The sequence below is a fragment of the Martelella lutilitoris genome (assembly GCF_016598595.1).
GTDB classification, from domain to species: domain Bacteria; phylum Pseudomonadota; class Alphaproteobacteria; order Rhizobiales; family Rhizobiaceae; genus Martelella; species Martelella lutilitoris_A.
Genome location: NZ_CP066786.1, coordinates 2,905,493 through 2,922,145 on the forward strand (window position 1 = coordinate 2,905,493; position 16,653 = coordinate 2,922,145).

The 16,653-nt window shown below is 62.0% G+C and carries 18 protein-coding genes; 9 read left to right on the forward strand and 9 right to left on the reverse strand.

What is annotated here, in order from left to right:
- Nucleotides 1-52: 52 nt before the first annotated feature.
- The 6 genes from JET14_RS14005 (at nucleotide 53) to JET14_RS14030 (ending at nucleotide 3,841) form a co-directional block, all read left to right on the forward strand.
- A complete protein-coding gene (locus tag JET14_RS14005) occupies nucleotides 53-295 on the forward strand; it encodes a DUF1902 domain-containing protein (protein ID WP_200334314.1) in 243 nt (80 codons plus the stop codon).
- A 6-nt stretch (nucleotides 296-301) separates the two neighbouring features.
- On the forward strand, nucleotides 302-496 hold the full coding sequence (locus JET14_RS14010; protein ID WP_200334315.1) for a type II toxin-antitoxin system HicA family toxin: 195 nt from the start codon (nucleotides 302-304) through the stop codon (nucleotides 494-496).
- Between the two features lie 131 nt (nucleotides 497-627).
- On the forward strand, nucleotides 628-1,608 hold the full coding sequence (gene msrP / locus JET14_RS14015) for a protein-methionine-sulfoxide reductase catalytic subunit MsrP (protein WP_200334316.1): 981 nt from the start codon (nucleotides 628-630) through the stop codon (nucleotides 1,606-1,608).
- Between the two features lie 16 nt (nucleotides 1,609-1,624).
- A complete protein-coding gene (gene msrQ / locus JET14_RS14020) occupies nucleotides 1,625-2,293 on the forward strand; it encodes a protein-methionine-sulfoxide reductase heme-binding subunit MsrQ (protein WP_200334317.1) in 669 nt (222 codons plus the stop codon).
- 6 nt (nucleotides 2,294-2,299) lie between these two features.
- Nucleotides 2,300-2,863, forward strand: a complete 564-nt coding sequence (locus JET14_RS14025; RefSeq protein WP_200334318.1) for a hypothetical protein — start codon at nucleotides 2,300-2,302, stop codon at nucleotides 2,861-2,863.
- A gap of 114 nt (nucleotides 2,864-2,977) precedes the next feature.
- A complete protein-coding gene (locus tag JET14_RS14030) occupies nucleotides 2,978-3,841 on the forward strand; it encodes a DUF817 domain-containing protein (RefSeq protein WP_432443037.1) in 864 nt (287 codons plus the stop codon).
- A 28-nt stretch (nucleotides 3,842-3,869) separates the two neighbouring features.
- On the opposite strand, the gene JET14_RS14035 is transcribed toward JET14_RS14030, so the two are convergent.
- From JET14_RS14035 to chrA, 3 genes are read right to left on the reverse strand one after another with little or no spacing between them, the layout of a single operon-like run.
- Nucleotides 3,870-4,850 carry a bifunctional riboflavin kinase/FAD synthetase gene (locus tag JET14_RS14035; protein WP_200334319.1) on the reverse strand — a complete coding sequence of 327 codons (981 nt, stop codon included), beginning with the start codon at nucleotides 4,848-4,850 and terminating at the stop codon, nucleotides 3,870-3,872.
- A 29-nt stretch (nucleotides 4,851-4,879) separates the two neighbouring features.
- Nucleotides 4,880-5,728: a TIGR01459 family HAD-type hydrolase gene (locus tag JET14_RS14040; protein ID WP_200334320.1), complete on the reverse strand. Its 849-nt coding sequence runs from the start codon at nucleotides 5,726-5,728 to the stop codon at nucleotides 4,880-4,882.
- Between the two features lie 56 nt (nucleotides 5,729-5,784).
- On the reverse strand, nucleotides 5,785-7,116 hold the full coding sequence (chrA, locus tag JET14_RS14045; protein ID WP_246750320.1) for a chromate efflux transporter: 1,332 nt from the start codon (nucleotides 7,114-7,116) through the stop codon (nucleotides 5,785-5,787).
- Between the two features lie 251 nt (nucleotides 7,117-7,367).
- Here chrA and groES point away from each other — a divergent pair, with 251 nt between their 5' ends.
- The 3 genes from groES to JET14_RS14060 all read left to right on the forward strand — a co-directional run bounded on the left by groES (nucleotide 7,368) and on the right by JET14_RS14060 (nucleotide 10,625).
- Nucleotides 7,368-7,664: a co-chaperone GroES gene (gene groES / locus JET14_RS14050; protein ID WP_200334323.1), complete on the forward strand. Its 297-nt coding sequence runs from the start codon at nucleotides 7,368-7,370 to the stop codon at nucleotides 7,662-7,664.
- A gap of 82 nt (nucleotides 7,665-7,746) precedes the next feature.
- Nucleotides 7,747-9,396, forward strand: coding sequence for a chaperonin GroEL (groL, locus tag JET14_RS14055; protein ID WP_200334325.1), 1,650 nt, complete (start codon nucleotides 7,747-7,749; stop codon nucleotides 9,394-9,396).
- Between the two features lie 545 nt (nucleotides 9,397-9,941).
- Nucleotides 9,942-10,625 (forward strand): outer membrane protein, encoded by a 684-nt coding sequence (locus tag JET14_RS14060; protein WP_200334327.1) that lies wholly within the window; start codon nucleotides 9,942-9,944, stop codon nucleotides 10,623-10,625.
- An 82-nt stretch (nucleotides 10,626-10,707) separates the two neighbouring features.
- On the opposite strand, the gene JET14_RS14065 is transcribed toward JET14_RS14060, so the two are convergent.
- From JET14_RS14065 to hisS, 6 genes are all read right to left on the reverse strand, one after another.
- On the reverse strand, nucleotides 10,708-11,205 hold the full coding sequence (locus JET14_RS14065; protein WP_200338104.1) for a ferritin-like domain-containing protein: 498 nt from the start codon (nucleotides 11,203-11,205) through the stop codon (nucleotides 10,708-10,710).
- 145 nt (nucleotides 11,206-11,350) lie between these two features.
- Complete coding sequence (locus JET14_RS14070) at nucleotides 11,351-12,067, reverse strand: glutathione S-transferase N-terminal domain-containing protein (RefSeq protein WP_200334329.1); 717 nt, start codon at nucleotides 12,065-12,067, stop codon at nucleotides 11,351-11,353.
- A 187-nt stretch (nucleotides 12,068-12,254) separates the two neighbouring features.
- Nucleotides 12,255-12,944 (reverse strand): ATP phosphoribosyltransferase, encoded by a 690-nt coding sequence (hisG, locus tag JET14_RS14075; RefSeq protein WP_200334331.1) that lies wholly within the window; start codon nucleotides 12,942-12,944, stop codon nucleotides 12,255-12,257.
- The gene (locus JET14_RS14080) at nucleotides 12,941-14,080 is read right to left on the reverse strand and encodes an ATP phosphoribosyltransferase regulatory subunit (RefSeq protein ID WP_200334333.1); all 1,140 of its coding nucleotides are present in this window, start codon (nucleotides 14,078-14,080) and stop codon (nucleotides 12,941-12,943) included. Before JET14_RS14080 ends, hisG begins: the two co-directional genes overlap by 4 nt.
- 70 nt (nucleotides 14,081-14,150) lie before the next feature.
- A complete protein-coding gene (locus JET14_RS14085) occupies nucleotides 14,151-14,516 on the reverse strand; it encodes a VOC family protein (RefSeq protein ID WP_200334335.1) in 366 nt (121 codons plus the stop codon).
- Between the two features lie 521 nt (nucleotides 14,517-15,037).
- Nucleotides 15,038-16,648 carry a histidine--tRNA ligase gene (gene hisS / locus JET14_RS14090; RefSeq protein WP_200334338.1) on the reverse strand — a complete coding sequence of 537 codons (1,611 nt, stop codon included), beginning with the start codon at nucleotides 16,646-16,648 and terminating at the stop codon, nucleotides 15,038-15,040.
- Nucleotides 16,649-16,653: the final 5 nt, after the last annotated feature.

The window sequence follows — 16,653 nt, forward strand, 5'->3', positions numbered from 1 at the left end:
CGTGCGAAAGTTCCGGTTGAGATGCCTATCTTGAGAAGCTTGGGAGCGGGCGATGAAGCGAGATTCGATCACTGTGCAGGCCATGTGGGATGACGAGGCACATGTTTGGGTCGCAAGCAGCACGGATATTGACGGGCTTGCCGTTGAAGCGGAAACGGTGGAACAGCTTCGCATCAAGGTGGTCGATGCCATCTCCGATCTTATCGAATTGAACGGAATGGCTTTTGACGCGAGAGAAATTTCCGTCCACATCCTGGCTGATCACATGGCAAAAGTGCCCAACCCAAGCTTCTAGCGCGTTGTGGCGGGCTATCTGCGCGAACTCAAAAGGCTTCTGACCGAGGCCGGATGCGAATATATCCGGCCCGGCAAAGGCGATCACGAAATCTGGCGCAGCCCGATCACCAACCGGCACTTCACCGTCGACAGCGGCACGAAGTCCCGCCATACGGCAAACGAGACGCTGAAGCAGGCAGGCCTTCCAAAGGCCTTCTGACCTCCCATGCACCGCACGCCTCTCACGCCCCGTACACAAAAATGTGGTTCAGATGTTTGTTGTGAAGGGTGAAACTATAGGCGATCTTCCGACGTATAGCGTCATGAATGCCAATTCGGGAGGCTGAGATCATGCCAGCATACAAACCGCCGCACATTCCGGCCTCTGAGATCACGCCGGAGCACGTATACCTGAAGCGCCGCACGCTTCTGGCCGCGGGCCTTGCCGCCGGCGCAACCTTCGTCACGGGCGCGGGCAGCGGCGAGGCGAACGCGGCGACGCTTTCGCAGGGAGAGGCGCTGAAGACGGTGCCCGGCCCCTTCCCAAAGCCGAAGCGCGCGGAAACGAGCTTCGAGGACGTGACCAACTACAATAATTTCTACGAGTTCGGCACGGGCAAGGCCGATCCGTCCAGGAATTCCGGCAGGTTCCAGCCCTATCCCTGGACCTTCGAGATCGGCGGCATGGTGCAGAAGCCGCAGACCGTCGATATCGAAACGCTGATGACCCAGTTTCCGCTGGAAGACCGCGTCTACCGCATGCGCTGCGTCGAAGCCTGGTCGATGGTCATTCCCTGGGTCGGCATTCCGCTGAAATCGATCCTCGACATGGCGGAACCCACCGGCTCGGCAAAATACGTCGCCTTCGAGGGCGTCGTGCGGCCGAAGGAAATGCCCGGCCAGAGCGGCTTCGGCCAGCCCATGCCCTGGCCCTATGTGGAGGGTCTGAGGCTCGACGAGGCCAACCACCCGCTCACCATCATCGCCGTCGGGCTCTACGGCAAGACGCTTTTGAACCAGAACGGCGCGCCGATGCGCCTTGTGGTGCCGTGGAAATACGGCTTCAAGGGCATCAAGTCGATCACCAAGATCACACTCACGGATACCCAGCCGCCCAACAGCTGGAACCTGCTGCAGCCGAGCGAATACGGCTTCTATGCCAATGTGAACCCGAACGTGCCGCATCCCCGCTGGAGCCAGGCGACCGAGCGCGTCATCGGCGAGGATGGCGGCCTCTTCGGCGGCAAGCGCATCGATACACTGATGTTCAACGGTTACGGCGACGAGGTGGCGAGCCTTTACGCCGGCATGGACCTTGCGAAATATTACTGATCCGGCGGCGCAGAACATGGCTCAGAAACCTGCCAGGAAATCCGGCGTCGCCTGGTGGCGCCCCGCCTCCGTCTGGGCGCTCTATGTCGTCGGGCTTCTCCCGGCGCTCTGGTATTTTTACCTTGGGGCGACCAACAATCTCGGCGTCGATCCGGTCAAGACCTTCGAGCACCTGCTCGGCATCTGGGCGCTGCGCTTCATCCTGCTGACGCTGTGCGTCACGCCGCTGCGCGATCTCGCGGGCATCAACCTCCTGCGCTACCGGCGCGCGCTCGGCCTGCTCGGCTTCTATTATGTGAGCTTTCACTTCCTGGTCTATATGGTACTCGACCAGCAGATGAACCTTTCCGTCGTGGTGGAAGACGTCATAAAACGGCCGTTCATCACCTTCGGCATGATCGCGCTCGTGCTGCTGATCCCGCTGGCGCTGACCTCCAGCAACTGGGCGATCCGGACCCTGAAGCAGAACTGGATCCGCCTTCACAAGCTGGTCTATGCCATCGCCGCGCTCGGCACGCTGCACTTTGCCATGGGCCGCAAGGTGATCGGCCCGGAGATCATGTTCTACATCGCCGTCTGCGTGCTCCTCCTCGGCTATCGCCTCATCCGCCCGAAGCTGATGGAGCGCAAACGCGCGCGAAAGAAGGCGGCGCGGATGCAGGCGGGCCTCAATCATGCGAAGTGATTTCCAATGACCGTCATTCTGATCGGCGGCACATCCCATGCCGGAAAATCGAGCCTTGCAGCGCGCATAGCCGGCAAGAGAGGCTGGACGCAGCAATCGACCGATATGCTTGCCCGCCATCCGGGGCGGCCGTGGCCCGAACCCCGCCCCGAGATTGCCGAGTTCTACAGCCAGCTCTCGCCGGATACAGCGCATTGGCTGCTGCTCGCACACCACGAGAACATGCGACCGATGATCGGGCGGGTCATTGGCGATGCACGCTCGCGAGGGCGGAACCTCGTGCTCGAAGGCTCGGCATTGAGGCCGGAATATATGGCCGACTGGGCGACTGAGACTGTGCATTGTCTGTTCCTGCATGCAGAACCCGACCACATAGCCGAACGGATTTATGCGAACAGTCGCTACCACGAACAAGCCGGGAGCCAGCGTGCCCTGATCGACGCCTTCATCACCCGCTCGCTGATCGACAACAATGCCGGGCTCGAAAGCGCCCGCAAGCACGGCATCAGAGTCGTTTCAGTCACGACAGACGTGGCAGCAACCGAACTTCTGGCAGGCCTCGCCCCCTGAAACCGTTCGGAAGGAGAACCACCCCATCGGGGCCAGACAGTCCGCGTCATGCTTTTGCCGTATAGAGACCGCTATTTTGCGGAGCGTTCCCGCAAACCGCAACAAAGGCCTTACGTGAACACAGCCTCGCCGCCATTCATCGGTTCACTCGATACCTGGCTCATGGACATCCGTCCCGCGCCAGGACTTACGGGCATCCGCCGCTTTGCCGTCGAGTTCCTGTTCTTCGGCCTCAAGGAGGCGCGGGCCTGCCTGTTTGCCGGCCTGTTCTTCGTTTCGATCTTCATCGTGCCGCGCGAGGGCGTCCTGGGACTTCCGCGCTATGACGTGCTGCTGGTCATCGCGCTTTCGATCCAGTTTTCCATGATCCGGCTCGGGCTGGAGACCTGGGACGAATTCCGGGCGATCTGCCTGTTTCACATCGTCGGCTTCGCGCTCGAAGTGTTCAAGACGTCCGGCGCGATCCAGTCCTGGTCCTATCCGGACTTCGCCTATACCAAGCTTTTCGGCGTGCCGATGTTTTCCGGCTTCATGTACGCCGCCGTCGGCAGCTATATCATCCAGGCCTGGCGCATCCTTCAGGTGCGCATCCTGCACCACCCGCCCTACTGGATGGCCGCTCTCGTGGCGCTGCTCATCTACGCCAATTTCTTCACCCATCATTTCATCGGCGATTATCGCTGGTATATCGCGGCGCTTGCGATCGGGCTTTACGCGCGGTCAACGGTCGTCTTCCGCCCCTATGACCGCGACCGGAAAATGCCGATGCTGCTCGCCTTCATCCTGATCGGCTTCTTCATCTGGTTCGCCGAAAACATCTCGACCTTCTTCGCCATCTGGCAATATCCGGACCAGATCGGCGCGTGGTCGACCGTACATCTCGGCAAATGGAGCTCCTGGACGCTGCTGGTGATCATGACCTTCACCATCGTCGTCTCGCTGAAACATATCCGGGAGAGCATCCACATTCCGCGCTGACGCCTGAGGGGCGGTCCGGGCGTCAAATTCAGAAGGCGATCTTCGCGTCGAGCGGCGAGAAGGGTTGAACGGCCGACAGCAGCGCCCGCGCCTGGTCGGCGTCGTGGTGCATCTGTGCGACGAGGGCCTCCAGCCCGTTGAACTTCAGTTCGTCGCGCAAGCGCCCGAAGAGCGAGACGGAACCGGTCTCGCCGTAGAGATCGCCCTTGAAATCGAAAATATAGGTCTCGAGCAGCGGCCGTCCGTCTTCCACCACGGTCGGGCGGCGGCCAAAGCTCGCCACCCCGTCATGCAGCGTGCCGTCCGGACGGCGGTAACGCACGGCATAAATGCCGGGGCGAAGCTTGGCGTCGGGATCGAACGCCATGTTGGCCGTCGGAAAGCCAAGCGTGCGGCCGAGTTTTTCGCCGTGGATCACGTCGCCGGACACCGTGTAGCGATAGCCGAGCAGGCCGGACGCCTCCACCACCTCGCCGCGGGTCAGAAGATCTCGGACGCGGCTGGAGGAAACGACCTCGGCATTCTCGTCGCGGAAGGCATCCATCAGCGTCACGCCGAAGCCGTGGCGCTTGCCGGCCTGCATCAGATAGGCCGGCCCGCCCTCGCGGTTGCGGCCGAAATGGAAGTCGAAGCCGGTGACGACCTCGCTCGCCGCCAGCCAGTCGAGCAGCACCGTGGTGACGAATTCTTCCGGCGAGCGCTGCGAGAAGGTCCGGTCGAAGGGATATTCGATGACGGCGTGATAGCCCATCGCCTCCAGCAGGCGCGCCTTCATCGGCGCCGGCGTCAGCCTGAAGACCGGCGCCTTGGGGTTGAACACCGTGCGCGGATGCGGCTCGAAGGTCAGCACCAGCGCCGGCACGCCGCGCTCTTCGGCAAGCGAGAGCGCGCGCCCCAGCACGCTTTGATGACCGCGATGCACGCCGTCGAAATTGCCGATGGCCACCACCCCGCCCTTCAGTTCGGACGGCAGGGGTTCACGAAATTCGTTGCGGTGAAATACGGTCATGTTCAGCTTCCAGGTGAATGCGGCCGACCTCAGGCGAGGTCGGGCATCCAGTATTTCGGCTCTGCGTTCCGCTCCGTCAAGAACCGATCGAGCGACGTTTCGTCAACCTTTCCGTCAACCGTGTAGTCGCCGGCATGGATGCCCTCGGCAATGAACAGCAGGTCGAGGCGATAGTCGAGCGCGCCCTTGACGTCGGTCGGCATACCGTCGCCGATGGCGAGGACGCGGGCCTTGTCTACGTCGCCGACAAGCGTACGGGCCGTCGCCATCGCCGCCGCGTAGATCGGCGTGTGCGGCTTGCCAGCAATGCGGGTCTCGCCGCCGAGCTCTTCATAAAGGGCGGCAAGCGCGCCGGCGCAGGGGATCAGCCGGTCGCCGCGGGTGACGACGAGGTCCGGGTTGGCGCAGATCAGCGGCGCGCCGCGCTTTTGGAAGCCGACAAGCATGTCGCGGTAGTCTTCGGGGGTCTCCGTTTCGTCGTCGAAGAAGCCGGTGCAGAGAATGCCCTCGGCCTCAGCCTCGCCAACCAGTTCCGCGCCTGTTCCGTCGATCAGGCCGGTGTCGCGCTTCGGGCCGAGATGGAAGAGCTTGCGCGGTCCCTTAGCGACAAGCGTCTTCGTCACGTCGCCGGAGGTGACGATCGCGTCATAGCTTTCATCATAGACTTCAAGGACCGCCAGTTGCTTGACGACGGCGGGGGACAGGCGGGGCGAATTGGTGAGCAGGATCACCGTCTTGCCGGCGGCGCGCGCATCCTTCAGCGCCTGCCGGGCCGCCGGAAAGGCCGCAACCCCGTTGTGGAGCACGCCCCAGACGTCGCAGAGCACGATGTCGTAATCGGCATAGAGCGTGCTGAGGGCGGGGATCGAACGGGGCATGGCGTGTCCTTCTGGCTTCGGGAGGGTGCTGCGGGCGGGTTTTGAAGCCCTAATGGTCATAACCAGCTGCCAATGGCAAGCCCCGCAAGCCCGGCGCCCAGCAGAAGCGGCACAACGCCGATGCGGAACGCGAAAAGGGCAATGGCGGCAACAAGGCTCAACAACAGCGACCAGACATGAAGGCTCGACCAGACCGGCCAGACCGGCCCGGCGTCGATCAGGGGCGGCAGGGCAAAGAGTTCGACGCGTCCGACATGGTCGAACATGACATGCAGCGCAAACCAGAGCGACAGGTTGGCGATGACCCCGACGATCGCCGCGCCGATGCCGGCCATCGCGCCCGAAAGCGCCGGGTTCTTTCTCAGATCCTCGATGAACGGCGCGCCGGCGAAGATAAAGACGAAGCTCGGCACGAAGATCGCCCATGCCGTGAGGAAAGCGCCGATCGTGCCCGAGATGAGGGGTGCGGCAAAGACCGGCGCGGCATAGGCGCCGAGAAAGCCGACGAAACAGAGCACGAGAACCAGCGGCCCCGGCGTGGTCTCCGCCAGCGCCAGCCCGTCGAGCATTTCGGCGGGCGTCAGCCAGTGATAGGTCGTCACCGCCTCCTGCGCCACATAGGAGAGCACGGCATAGGCCCCGCCGAAGGAAAACAGCGCCACCCTGACGAAGAAGCCGAAGATATCGGCCAGCGTCCCGGCTCCGCCGACAGCCGCCAGAACGCCGAGAGGCAGAAGCCAGACGATTGTCCAGACGGCGATCGTGGCGATCGCGCGCAGGCCCTTCTTCTGCCGCGCCGGTGCAGGCACTTCGTCTTCCGCGCCCGGATCTGCACTGCCGCGCATGAGGAAATAGCCGCCAATGCCGGCGGCAAGCACGACGAGCGGAAAGGCGACGCCGAAAACGAACAACGCCACGAAGGCAATGACGGCGAAAGCCACCGAGACCGGCCCCTTCAGCGACTTCCGCCCCATGCGCCAGAGCGCCTGGATGACGATGGCGAGAACTGCTGCCTTCAGCCCGGTGAATACCGCCTCGAGCCAGGATGTGTCGGCAAGGGCCGCATAAAGACCGGCAAGCCCGATGATGACGACGAGGCCCGGCACCACGAACAGCAGGCCCGCCGCCACGCCGCCGCGCGCGCCGTAGAGCAGCCAGCCGATATAGGTGGCGAGCTGCTGCGCCTCGGGCCCAGGCAGCAGCATGCAATAGTTCAGCGCGTGGAGATAACGGTCTTCCTTCAGCCAGCGCTTTTCCTCGACCACGATCCGGTGCATCAGCGCGATCTGGCCGGCGGGACCGCCGAAGGACAGGCAGCCGATGCGGGCAAACACCGCGACCAGTTCGGAAAAGCTCGGTTTTTTATCCTGAACGGCGTTGTCCGTCACAATCTCCTCGCATTCCGGGCGGAAATCATCGGCCAAGGGTTATCGACCGGAGGTAAAACCTGTATGAAGGCCCAATTCGGGCCGCGCAACGGGCTCCGGGCAGATGAAAAAAATCTTTTGCCGATTTCTTGACACGCCGTACCCCACCTCCTAAATCTCCTGCATTAGCACTCACCCAACGAGAGTGCTAACACTTATCCAGGCGGCTGCCTCAAGCGGCTGCGAATGTCATTTGATCGAGGGTACAGACAATGGCAAGCATTTCTTTCCGCCCCCTGCACGACCGCGTCGTCGTTCGTCGCGTTGAGTCCGAGGAAAAGACCAAGGGTGGCATCATCATCCCCGACACCGCAAAGGAAAAGCCGCAGGAAGGCGAAATCGTCGCCGTCGGTTCCGGCGCGCGCGACGAGAGCGGCAAGGTTGTCGCGCTCGACGTCAAGGTCGGCGACCGCGTCCTGTTCGGCAAGTGGTCGGGCACGGAGGTCAAGCTCGACGGCGAAGACCTTCTGATCATGAAGGAAGCCGACATCATGGGTGTCATCGCCTGATCGGCGGTCATCCCTGACGCTTACCATTCCATTCAGCCGGGCTTTTGAGCCCATAAAGGTTTGATAAACCAGGAGTTTTCAAATGGCTGCCAAAGAAGTCAAATTCGGCCGCACGGCCCGCGAAAAGATGCTCGACGGCGTCGACATTCTCGCAAACGCTGTAAAGGTCACGCTCGGTCCCAAGGGCCGCAACGTCGTTATCGAAAAGTCCTTCGGCGCTCCGCGCATCACCAAGGACGGCGTTTCGGTCGCCAAGGAAATCGAACTTGAGGACAAGTTCGAAAACATGGGCGCCCAGATGGTCCGCGAAGTTGCTTCGAAGACCAACGACAATGCCGGCGACGGCACCACCACGGCGACCGTTCTGGCCCAGGCCATCGTCAAGGAAGGTTCGAAGGCTGTTGCTGCCGGCATGAACCCGATGGACGTGAAGCGCGGCATCGACCTCGCCGTCGCCGAAGTCGCCAAGGAACTCGTCGCCAAGGCCAAGAAGATCAACACCTCGGCCGAAGTCGCCCAGGTCGGCACGATCTCCGCCAATGGCGAAAAGCAGATCGGCGAAGACATCGCCGCCGCCATGCAGAAGGTCGGCAATGAAGGCGTGATCACGGTTGAAGAAGCCAAGACCGCCGAAACCGAGCTGGAGGTCGTCGAAGGCATGCAGTTCGACCGCGGCTACCTGTCGCCCTACTTCGTGACCAACTCCGAGAAGATGGTTGCCGAGCTGGAAGACTGCTACATCCTGCTGCACGAAAAGAAGCTCTCCAACCTGCAGGCCATGCTGCCGGTTCTGGAATCGGTCGTACAGTCCAACAAGCCGCTCCTCATCATTGCTGAAGACGTCGAAGGCGAAGCCCTTGCGACCCTCGTCGTCAACAAGCTGCGCGGCGGCCTGAAGATCGCTGCCGTCAAGGCGCCTGGCTTCGGCGATCGCCGCAAGGCCATGCTCGAAGACATCGCCATCCTGACGGGCGGCACGGTGATCTCCGAAGACCTCGGCATCAAGCTCGAGAATGTTACCCTCGACATGCTCGGCACGGCCAAGAAGGTCTCGATCACCAAGGAAAACACCACGATCGTCGACGGCGCCGGCCAGAAGGCCGACATCGAGGCACGCGTTGCCCAGATCAAGGCCCAGATCGAGGAAACCACCTCCGACTATGACCGCGAGAAGCTGCAGGAACGTCTTGCCAAGCTCGCCGGCGGCGTTGCCGTGATCCGCGTTGGCGGCGCCACGGAAGTCGAAGTCAAGGAAAAGAAGGACCGCGTCGATGACGCCCTGAACGCAACCCGCGCGGCCGTTCAGGAAGGCATCGTTCCCGGCGGCGGCGTAGCCCTGCTGCGCGCTTCCGCTGCGGTCAAGTCCAAGGGCGAGAACGCCGATCAGGACGCCGGCATCGCCATCGTTCGTCGCGCTCTGCAGGCTCCGGCCCGCCAGATCGTCACCAACACCGGTGACGAAGCCTCGATCGTCGTCGGCAAGATCCTTGAGAACAACGACTTCAACTACGGCTGGAACGCCCAGACCGGCGAATATGGCGACATGATCGCCATGGGTATCGTCGACCCGGTCAAGGTTGTCCGCACGGCCCTGCAGGACGCAGCCTCGGTTGCCTCGCTGCTGATCACCACGGAGGCCATGATCGCCGAAGCGCCGAAGAAGGAATCGGCCGGCGGCATGCCCGACATGGGCGGCATGGGCGGAATGGGCGGCATGGGCGGCATGATGTAATCAGGCGACAGCCTGATTACGGAATAGCACGCCCATGATCCCAAGGGGTTTGGCGCGGCAAGCGCGCCAAACTGGCGGCATGATGTAATCAGGCGACAGCCTGATTACGGAATAGCACGCCCATGATCCCAAGGGGTTTGGCGCGGCAAGCGCGCCAACTGGCGGCATGATCAAATCAGGCGACAGCCTGATTACGGAATAGCACGCCCATGATCCCAAGAGGTTTGGCGCGGCAAGCGCGCCAAACTGGCGGCATGATCAAATCAGGCGACAGCCTGGTTGCCGAGCGCCCAGCTCGACTATTCAAATTTCGGAAAAGGCGCCTTTCGGGGCGCCTTTTTCTTTGCGCTTTCAAACGGAAAGACGACATCCGCCAAAAAACATGAGCAAACTTTAATATTCGGTTGCGGAAGGACCGGACACCTGCTGAAACTGATGATCTTCAAGGCAAGCTGCGAACAGGCATGGCGTTTCATTCCGCGTTTCGGGAACAGACCGCGCGTGCCCGCCGCCGCGACACAAAACATGCAGGGTGAACTCTCAAGATGAAAGCATATCTTCTGGCGCTTGTCGCCGCTGCGGCCGCGACGTCTGCTCAAGCCGCCGACACCATGGCGGTCCCGGTTCCGCAGGCACCGGCCGCCTACGACTGGTCGGGCGCCTATTTCGGGGCGGAGGGCGGTTATGGATGGCTTGCCGGCGAAGTGCCGAACGACCTCTTCACCGGCACCAGGACCGAAAGCGCCGATGGCGGCGCGGCCGCAGTCTTCGCCGGCTACAGCCATCAGCTCAATAACAACGTCGTCGTCGGCATCAATGGCGAATTCGGCTACAACTGGAATGACAATTCCTACACCGTCGTTTCGCCCTACCCGTTTCTCAACGGCCAGAGCGTCACTTTCGGTACCGAGTGGCGGGCGAGCGTAGAAGGCAGCGTCGGCTATGCCTTCGACCGCCTTCTGGTCTTCGCCTCCGGCGGCTGGACGGCAACGCGACTTCAGGGCTCCTTCTCGCTGACCGGCAGGAGCTATGACGAGGTCATGAACGGCTGGACGCTGGGCGCCGGCCTCGACTACGCGATCAGCGAAAACGTGTTCGCCCGGCTGAAGGCGAGCTACAGCGACTATGGCTCCACCGATATCATCTCACGGGCCACCGGCCTTCAGGGCCTGCCCGACAGCAAGCTCAGCCAGGCAAGCCTCGTGGCCGGCATCGGCTTCAGGTTCTGACCGCGCGGCGCCTCCAGCCCCACGGACACGAAAAAGGGCGGCCGGGCCGCCCTCTCCGGAGTCATGGTTCACCGATACGCGATCACGCCGCTTTCGCGTGCGCGTTCAGCGATTTCTCCGCAAGCTTGGAGAGCTCGAGATCGGCGGTCGATTCCTGCTCGAACGTTTCTTCCAGAAGCTTGACAACCTCCTTCTTGTCGAGCTGCTTCGCCCAGGCGATCAGCGTGCCGTAGCGGGCCATCTCGTAATGTTCCACGGCCTGGGCGGCGGAAATGAGACCGGCATCGAGAGCGGGCGTATCCTTGAAGTCCTCGATGATCTCCTCACCCTCCTCGATAATGCCCTGGATCGCCTCGCAGGTCTTGCCGCGGGCCGGTTTGCCGAGCAGTTCGAAAACCTGCTGCAGGCGCTCGATCTGGCCTTCGGTCTCTTCCCGGTGATTTTTGAAGGCTTCCTTGAGATCGTCGGACTGCGCGGCGCGCGCCATTTTCGGCAGCGCCTTCACGATCTGGCGCTCGGCGAAATAGATGTCTTTCAGCGTGTCGAGAAACAGGTCGTCCAGTGTCTTGGTCATGTTCAGATCTCCTCGTGTTGAAAGCGTGTTTGCTCTTGTGACGAAGAAACGCGGTGCCGCGCTAAACGGTTCCTCACAAAGAATGGGCAGCCAATGAAAAAGCGCGGCCGATTGACCGCGCTCTTGCCTGTTGACGTCTTCCTCGCCTTCCTCACGCCTCGGGCGGAACCGTGAAGCCCTTGACGCTGGCGGGACGATCCGAGCAGCGCTCGACCCAGGCCTGGACCGAGGGGAAATCGGCAAGGCCCAGTACATCCGCCGCATCGTAGCCGACCGACAGGCCGCGCACCCAGGGAAAGATCGCGATATCGGCGATCGAATAGGCCGAATAATCCTCGCCCATGATGAACTTGCGGTCACGCAGCCGCCCTTCCAGAACGCCGAGCAACCGGCGGACTTCCTTCTTGTAGCGCTCGACCGGATAGGGGTTGTTGGCGACCTTGTCGGCGGCATATTTGTAGAAGTGGCCGAACTGGCCGAACATCGGCCCGACGCCGCCCATCTGGAACATCACCCACTGGATCGTCTCATAGCGGCCGATCGGGTCGTTTGGGATCAGCCTGCCGGTCTTCTCGGCAAGGTAAAGCAGGATCGCGCCGGATTCGAACAGGCCGACCGGCGTATCGTCGGGACCATGCGGGTCGATGATTGCGGGGATCTTGTTGTTGGGGTTCAGCGACAGAAACTCCGGCGACATCTGGTCGTCCGTGCCGAAGGACACGCGATGCGCCTCATAGGGCAGTTCAAGCTCCTCAAGCGCGATCGAAACCTTCACGCCATTGGGGGTCGGAAGCGAATAGAGTTGAATGACGTCCGGGTCTTTCGGCGGCCATTTCTGGGTAATCGGGAAATCGGACAAGCGCGACATGGACGCTCCTGAAAATGTTTTGCGGATAGATGGCAGATGTGAAGTGCGGCAGAAATTCGCAAGCCCATGCTTGTCATTAAAATGGCAAAAAAGTGTCGTCCAGACCAAAAAATGACGATTCCACTGAATCGTCACCATATATCGATGGTTCAGTCGCACCCCTTGCAGCAAGGAGTTGCATCGCCTCTTATCGGCGCATCGTCGCGAGAATTTCGCCGATCACCGGATCGCCCTCATGTGATGGCTTCTTCGCGCGCACGAAACAGGCCTCCGATTTGAGGATCACGCCGTCGGTCAGAATTTTCAGGTGGTTGGCTCTGAGCGTCGAGCCGGTGGAGGTGATATCGACGATGATATCGGCCTGGCCGGCCATGGGCGCGCCTTCCGTCGCCCCGAGGCTTTCGACGATCCGATAGAGCTGGATGCCGTGCTTGGCGGTGAAGAACTGCTGCGTCAGCCGCCAGAATTTTGTCGCGATCGCCAGGCGGCGGCCGTGCCGGCTGCGGAATTCCGAGGCGACATCGTTCAGGTCCGCCATCGTGTCGACATCGAGCCAGATCTCCGGCACGGCGACGACCACATCGGCCTGCCCGAAGCCGAGGCGGGAGACGAACTCGACCCGGGCATCGGCGTCCGCCACGTTCTCGCGCACCACATCCTCACCGGTAACCCCGAAATCCACCGCGCCATTGCCGACCTCGCGCGAAATCTCGGAAGCCGAGAGAAAGGCGATCTCGATATCCGGGCGGCCGCGCACCTGGCCGCGATAGGAGCGGTCATTGCCGTTTGTCTCGACCGGAAAGCCCGCTCTTTCGAGCGCCTGTTCCGCGCCTTCCTTGATCCGGCCCTTGGAGGGCAGCGCAATGGTGACGGTCATCGTTTTCCTCCGGCTTTTTCTCGGGCGCGTTCGATCCGGTCGAGCCACAGCGAAAAGCCGACGGCGGGAATATGGTCGCTGGCGCCGAGCAGCGTCAGCAGACGGTCATAACGTCCGCCGCCCGCCAGAAGCGCGCCGCGCGCGCCGGCCTCGGCGATCTCGAAAACAAGCCCGGTATAGTAGTCCAGCGGACGGCCGAAGGCGGCGCGATAGGTGATCGCGGCCACATCGACGCCGGCCGCCTCAAGCGCCGCGATGCGCGCCTCGAACGCGCCGATCGCCGCGCCGATGTCGAGATCGAATTTCTTCGAAAAGGCCGCAAGCGCCGACGATGCGGCGTCAAGGCCGATTTCGAGCGAGAGAAAACTCGTCAGCGCCTCCAGCGCATCGGCATCGAGACTGGTGACGGAAAGCGCGAGCTTCTCCTTCAGTCGTCGCGCGATCTCCTCGGGGCTGCGGCTGGCATTGGTGGAATAGCCGGTAACCTGCATGGTTTCGTCGATATGGGCCACCAGCCCCGCCTCGTCGCCATCGGCCAGGTAGGCGGCAACGCGGCGGTCGAGGCCGGAGACCGGCTGCGGGCGTGCCAGCGTTTCCAGAAGGGCCTCGAGCCGGGCATGGTTGCCGAAGGCCTGGATCAGCCGCTTCTGCCAGCCGACGGGAAGACCGAGCGCCCGAACCACCGCCTCGAAGATCGCCTGGTCGCCGAGCGTGACGGCAAGGCGCTGGCCCGGCAGGCAGGCGCCGAGCGCGCCCCAGGCATCGGCAATGGCCCGCGCATCGGCGGCGGCGACATCGGCCGTGCCCAGATCCTCGATGCCGGCCTGGAAGAACTCGTCCGCCCCGTCCTCGCGCGCCTGGCGGAACACCATGCCGCAATAGGCATAGCGCATCGGCGTACCCGCATTTTCGGCGATGTGACGGCGGCAGACGGGAATGGTGAATTCCGGGCGCAGGCAGAGGCTCTCGCCGGTCTCGCTCTCGGTCATGAAGATGCGGCGGCGCAGCGCCTCGCCGGTCATGTCCAGAAACGGCGCGGCGGGCTGGATCACCGGCGTGTCGGTCAGATCCGTTTCGCGCGCGGCAAAGGCGGCAAGAATGGCGCCGGCGCAATCCGGCAGGCTGGTGGAGGGCATGGGTCGTCTCTACTGTTTGCCGCATCCGATGACCATCCTTTGCGGCAAAAGTCAACGATTGCGGCCGGGATCAGTCCAAAACCTGCATCAGTTCGATCCGGTTGCCGAAGGGATCGTAAACATAGGTCCGAAGGAAACCCTCAAGCGGCGCGTCCGGCGTCACCACATGACCGGCCTTTTCCACCGCCGCCGCAACCGCCGCGACATCATCGACCAGAAACGCCGGATGCGCCTTTTTCGCGGGCCGGAAATCCTGCTCGACGCCGAGGTGAATGCGCAATTCTCCGCGCTCGAACCAGCACCCGCCGCGCGCTCTCAGATTGTCGGGCTTTTCAACCTCCGGGACGCCAAGGACGCCGGCATAGAACGCCCGCGCCTCGTCTTCCCGGCCCTCGGGCATGGCGAGTTGGATGTGGTGGATGGATTTGAGGTGCATGAGGAAGATCGACCAAAACCGGGAAGGATCACAGGTTAAGCAGTCTTCAGTGATCGTGCCGGGCGCGCCATAGCTGGACGCCAAGAACAGCCAATGCCGGAACCAGCAGGATCAGCGGGATCAGCGGGATTGTTATGTAGACCTGTTCAAAGCTCATGGCTCACCTCATCGAAAGGATTGTCATCCTCGCAGCTATATGTAGCACGATTGCCAGAAAATAGCGACGGACGTCGAGGCCACCGATCCCCCTTGAAGGGACGGCTTGTCGCAGAAGGCTTTTCCGCACAGCCCCCAAGTCTTCTCGCCCCGGAGGGGAGAGATGTCGCGACAGCGACAGTGAGGGGGGAACCTATCCACGCGGACACCCTCACGAACGGAAATGCTGCTTCACCCTCACTGCCCCTGTCGGGGCATCTCTCCCGCAAGCGGGAGAGAGTATATGGAGCAAGATCCAAGGCCATCTGCAATAGCCCCGCCCTCACGAGGGGAGGTTGTGAGAGCCAACGCCTCCCCCACAGCGATCATCCCGCCCGCTTGCGATCCTCCGCCTGTGCGTCCAGCATCTGACGCACCCTTGCCACCAGATCACCCTCCGGCACGGTCTCCTGCGCCACGCGCGCCTCTCGCCATTCGGCATTGTCCTCGATCTCGCCGGACAAGCGCTTGCCCTCGATCAGGTCCTTGATCTGGACGGTGCCCTCGGCGCGCTCGTCGCCGCCCTGGATGATGGCGATCGGGCAGCCGCGGCGGTCGGCATATTTGAGCTGGTTGCCGAATTTCTTCCAGTTGCCCTGATACATTTCGGCGCGGATGCCTTCGCGGCGCAGTTCCTGCGTCATCTTCTGGTAGCGGCCCATGGCCTCGGCATCGCCATCCATAACGGTGACGAGAACCGGCTCGATCACCTCGGACGCGCCGAGCTTGCCGAGGTTTTTGAGTGCGGTCATCAGCCGCGACACGCCGATGGAAAAGCCCGTTGCCGGCACCGGCTGGCCCATGAAGCGCGACACCAGCCCATCATACCGCCCGCCGCCGCCGACCGAACCGAACACGACCTTTTCGCCCTTTTCATTGGTGACGTCGAAGAGGAGCTCGGCTTCGTAGACGGGGCCTGTGTAGTATTCGAGGCCACGGACGACGGTCCCATCGATCCTTATTCTTTCGGCACCATAGCCAGCTGCACGAACTAACGCCTCTACCGTTTCAATGCTCTTAAGACCTTCAGCGAACGTCTCGTTGATCTCAAATTTTGTCTTGATCGCAAGCAGATTGTTCATAAATGCGGAGTCGGCTTTATTCTTAAGCTTGAAGTTGAACGGAGGCTCCCCCCCTTCGCCATAGAACTGGACTTTCTGAACGTAGGCCATCCTATCCATTTCACTGCCATGAAGCAGGCTCATGATAGCTGTCAATTGCTCATCTTTGAGACCCGCACCTTGGGTGAAGTCGCCGCTATCATCTTTTCTTCCCGCTCCCAGAAGTTCCTCAACACCCTCCAGCCCCAATCGATCGAGCTTGTCGATAGCTCGCAAAACAACCAACCTCCGCGCAGCATTTTTTTCAGAAGCCAAGCCGATAGTATCCAGCAAGCCATCCCAAATTCGGCGATCGCTGAAGCGGATCACATAATCCCCGCGCGGAATGCCGAGGGCTTCCATGGTGTCGGCCATCATCATGCACATTTCGGCGTCCGTCTGGACGCCGGGCGCGCCGACGACGTCGGCGTCGAACTGCATGAACTGGCGGAAGCGGCCCGGGCCCGGCTTTTCGTTGCGGAACACATAGCCGGCGCGATAGGTGCGGTAGGGAAGCTGGATGTCGTTGAAATTTTCCGCGACATGGCGGGCGAGCGGGGCCGTCAGGTCGTAGCGGAGCGACATCCACTGGTCGTCATCGTCGGTCAGCGAGAACACACCCTCGTTCGGGCGGTCCTGATCGGGCAGGAACTTGCCCAGCGCATCGGTATATTCGAACAGCGGCGTTTCCACCGGATCAAAGCCGTAATTCTCGTAGACCGCCTTGATCTTCGCCGTCATTTCCTCGGTCGCGCGGATATCGGCGGCCGAACGGTCGACAAAGCCGCGCGGCAGGCGGGCTTTCAGCTTCTGCGGTTTCTTCTTCTTGTCGCTCATGGTTG

What these genes read in the sequence shown, in the direction of transcription:
- JET14_RS14005 (WP_200334314.1), top strand. Translation starts at nt 53, where the DNA reads ATGAAGCGAGATTCGATCACTGTGCAGGCCATGTGGGATGACGAGGCA.
- msrP (WP_200334316.1), top strand. Translation starts at nt 628, where the DNA reads ATGCCAGCATACAAACCGCCGCACATTCCGGCCTCTGAGATCACGCCG.
- msrQ (WP_200334317.1), top strand. Translation starts at nt 1,625, where the DNA reads ATGGCTCAGAAACCTGCCAGGAAATCCGGCGTCGCCTGGTGGCGCCCC.
- JET14_RS14025 (WP_200334318.1), top strand. Translation starts at nt 2,300, where the DNA reads ATGACCGTCATTCTGATCGGCGGCACATCCCATGCCGGAAAATCGAGC.
- JET14_RS14035 (WP_200334319.1), bottom strand. Translation starts at nt 4,850, where the DNA reads ATGACCGTATTTCACCGCAACGAATTTCGTGAACCCCTGCCGTCCGAA.
- JET14_RS14040 (WP_200334320.1), bottom strand. Translation starts at nt 5,728, where the DNA reads ATGCCCCGTTCGATCCCCGCCCTCAGCACGCTCTATGCCGATTACGAC.
- groES (WP_200334323.1), top strand. Translation starts at nt 7,368, where the DNA reads ATGGCAAGCATTTCTTTCCGCCCCCTGCACGACCGCGTCGTCGTTCGT.
- groL (WP_200334325.1), top strand. Translation starts at nt 7,747, where the DNA reads ATGGCTGCCAAAGAAGTCAAATTCGGCCGCACGGCCCGCGAAAAGATG.
- JET14_RS14060 (WP_200334327.1), top strand. Translation starts at nt 9,942, where the DNA reads ATGAAAGCATATCTTCTGGCGCTTGTCGCCGCTGCGGCCGCGACGTCT.
- JET14_RS14070 (WP_200334329.1), bottom strand. Translation starts at nt 12,067, where the DNA reads ATGTCGCGCTTGTCCGATTTCCCGATTACCCAGAAATGGCCGCCGAAA.
- hisG (WP_200334331.1), bottom strand. Translation starts at nt 12,944, where the DNA reads ATGACCGTCACCATTGCGCTGCCCTCCAAGGGCCGGATCAAGGAAGGC.
- JET14_RS14080 (WP_200334333.1), bottom strand. Translation starts at nt 14,080, where the DNA reads ATGCCCTCCACCAGCCTGCCGGATTGCGCCGGCGCCATTCTTGCCGCC.
- JET14_RS14085 (WP_200334335.1), bottom strand. Translation starts at nt 14,516, where the DNA reads ATGCACCTCAAATCCATCCACCACATCCAACTCGCCATGCCCGAGGGC.
- hisS (WP_200334338.1), bottom strand. Translation starts at nt 16,648, where the DNA reads ATGAGCGACAAGAAGAAGAAACCGCAGAAGCTGAAAGCCCGCCTGCCG.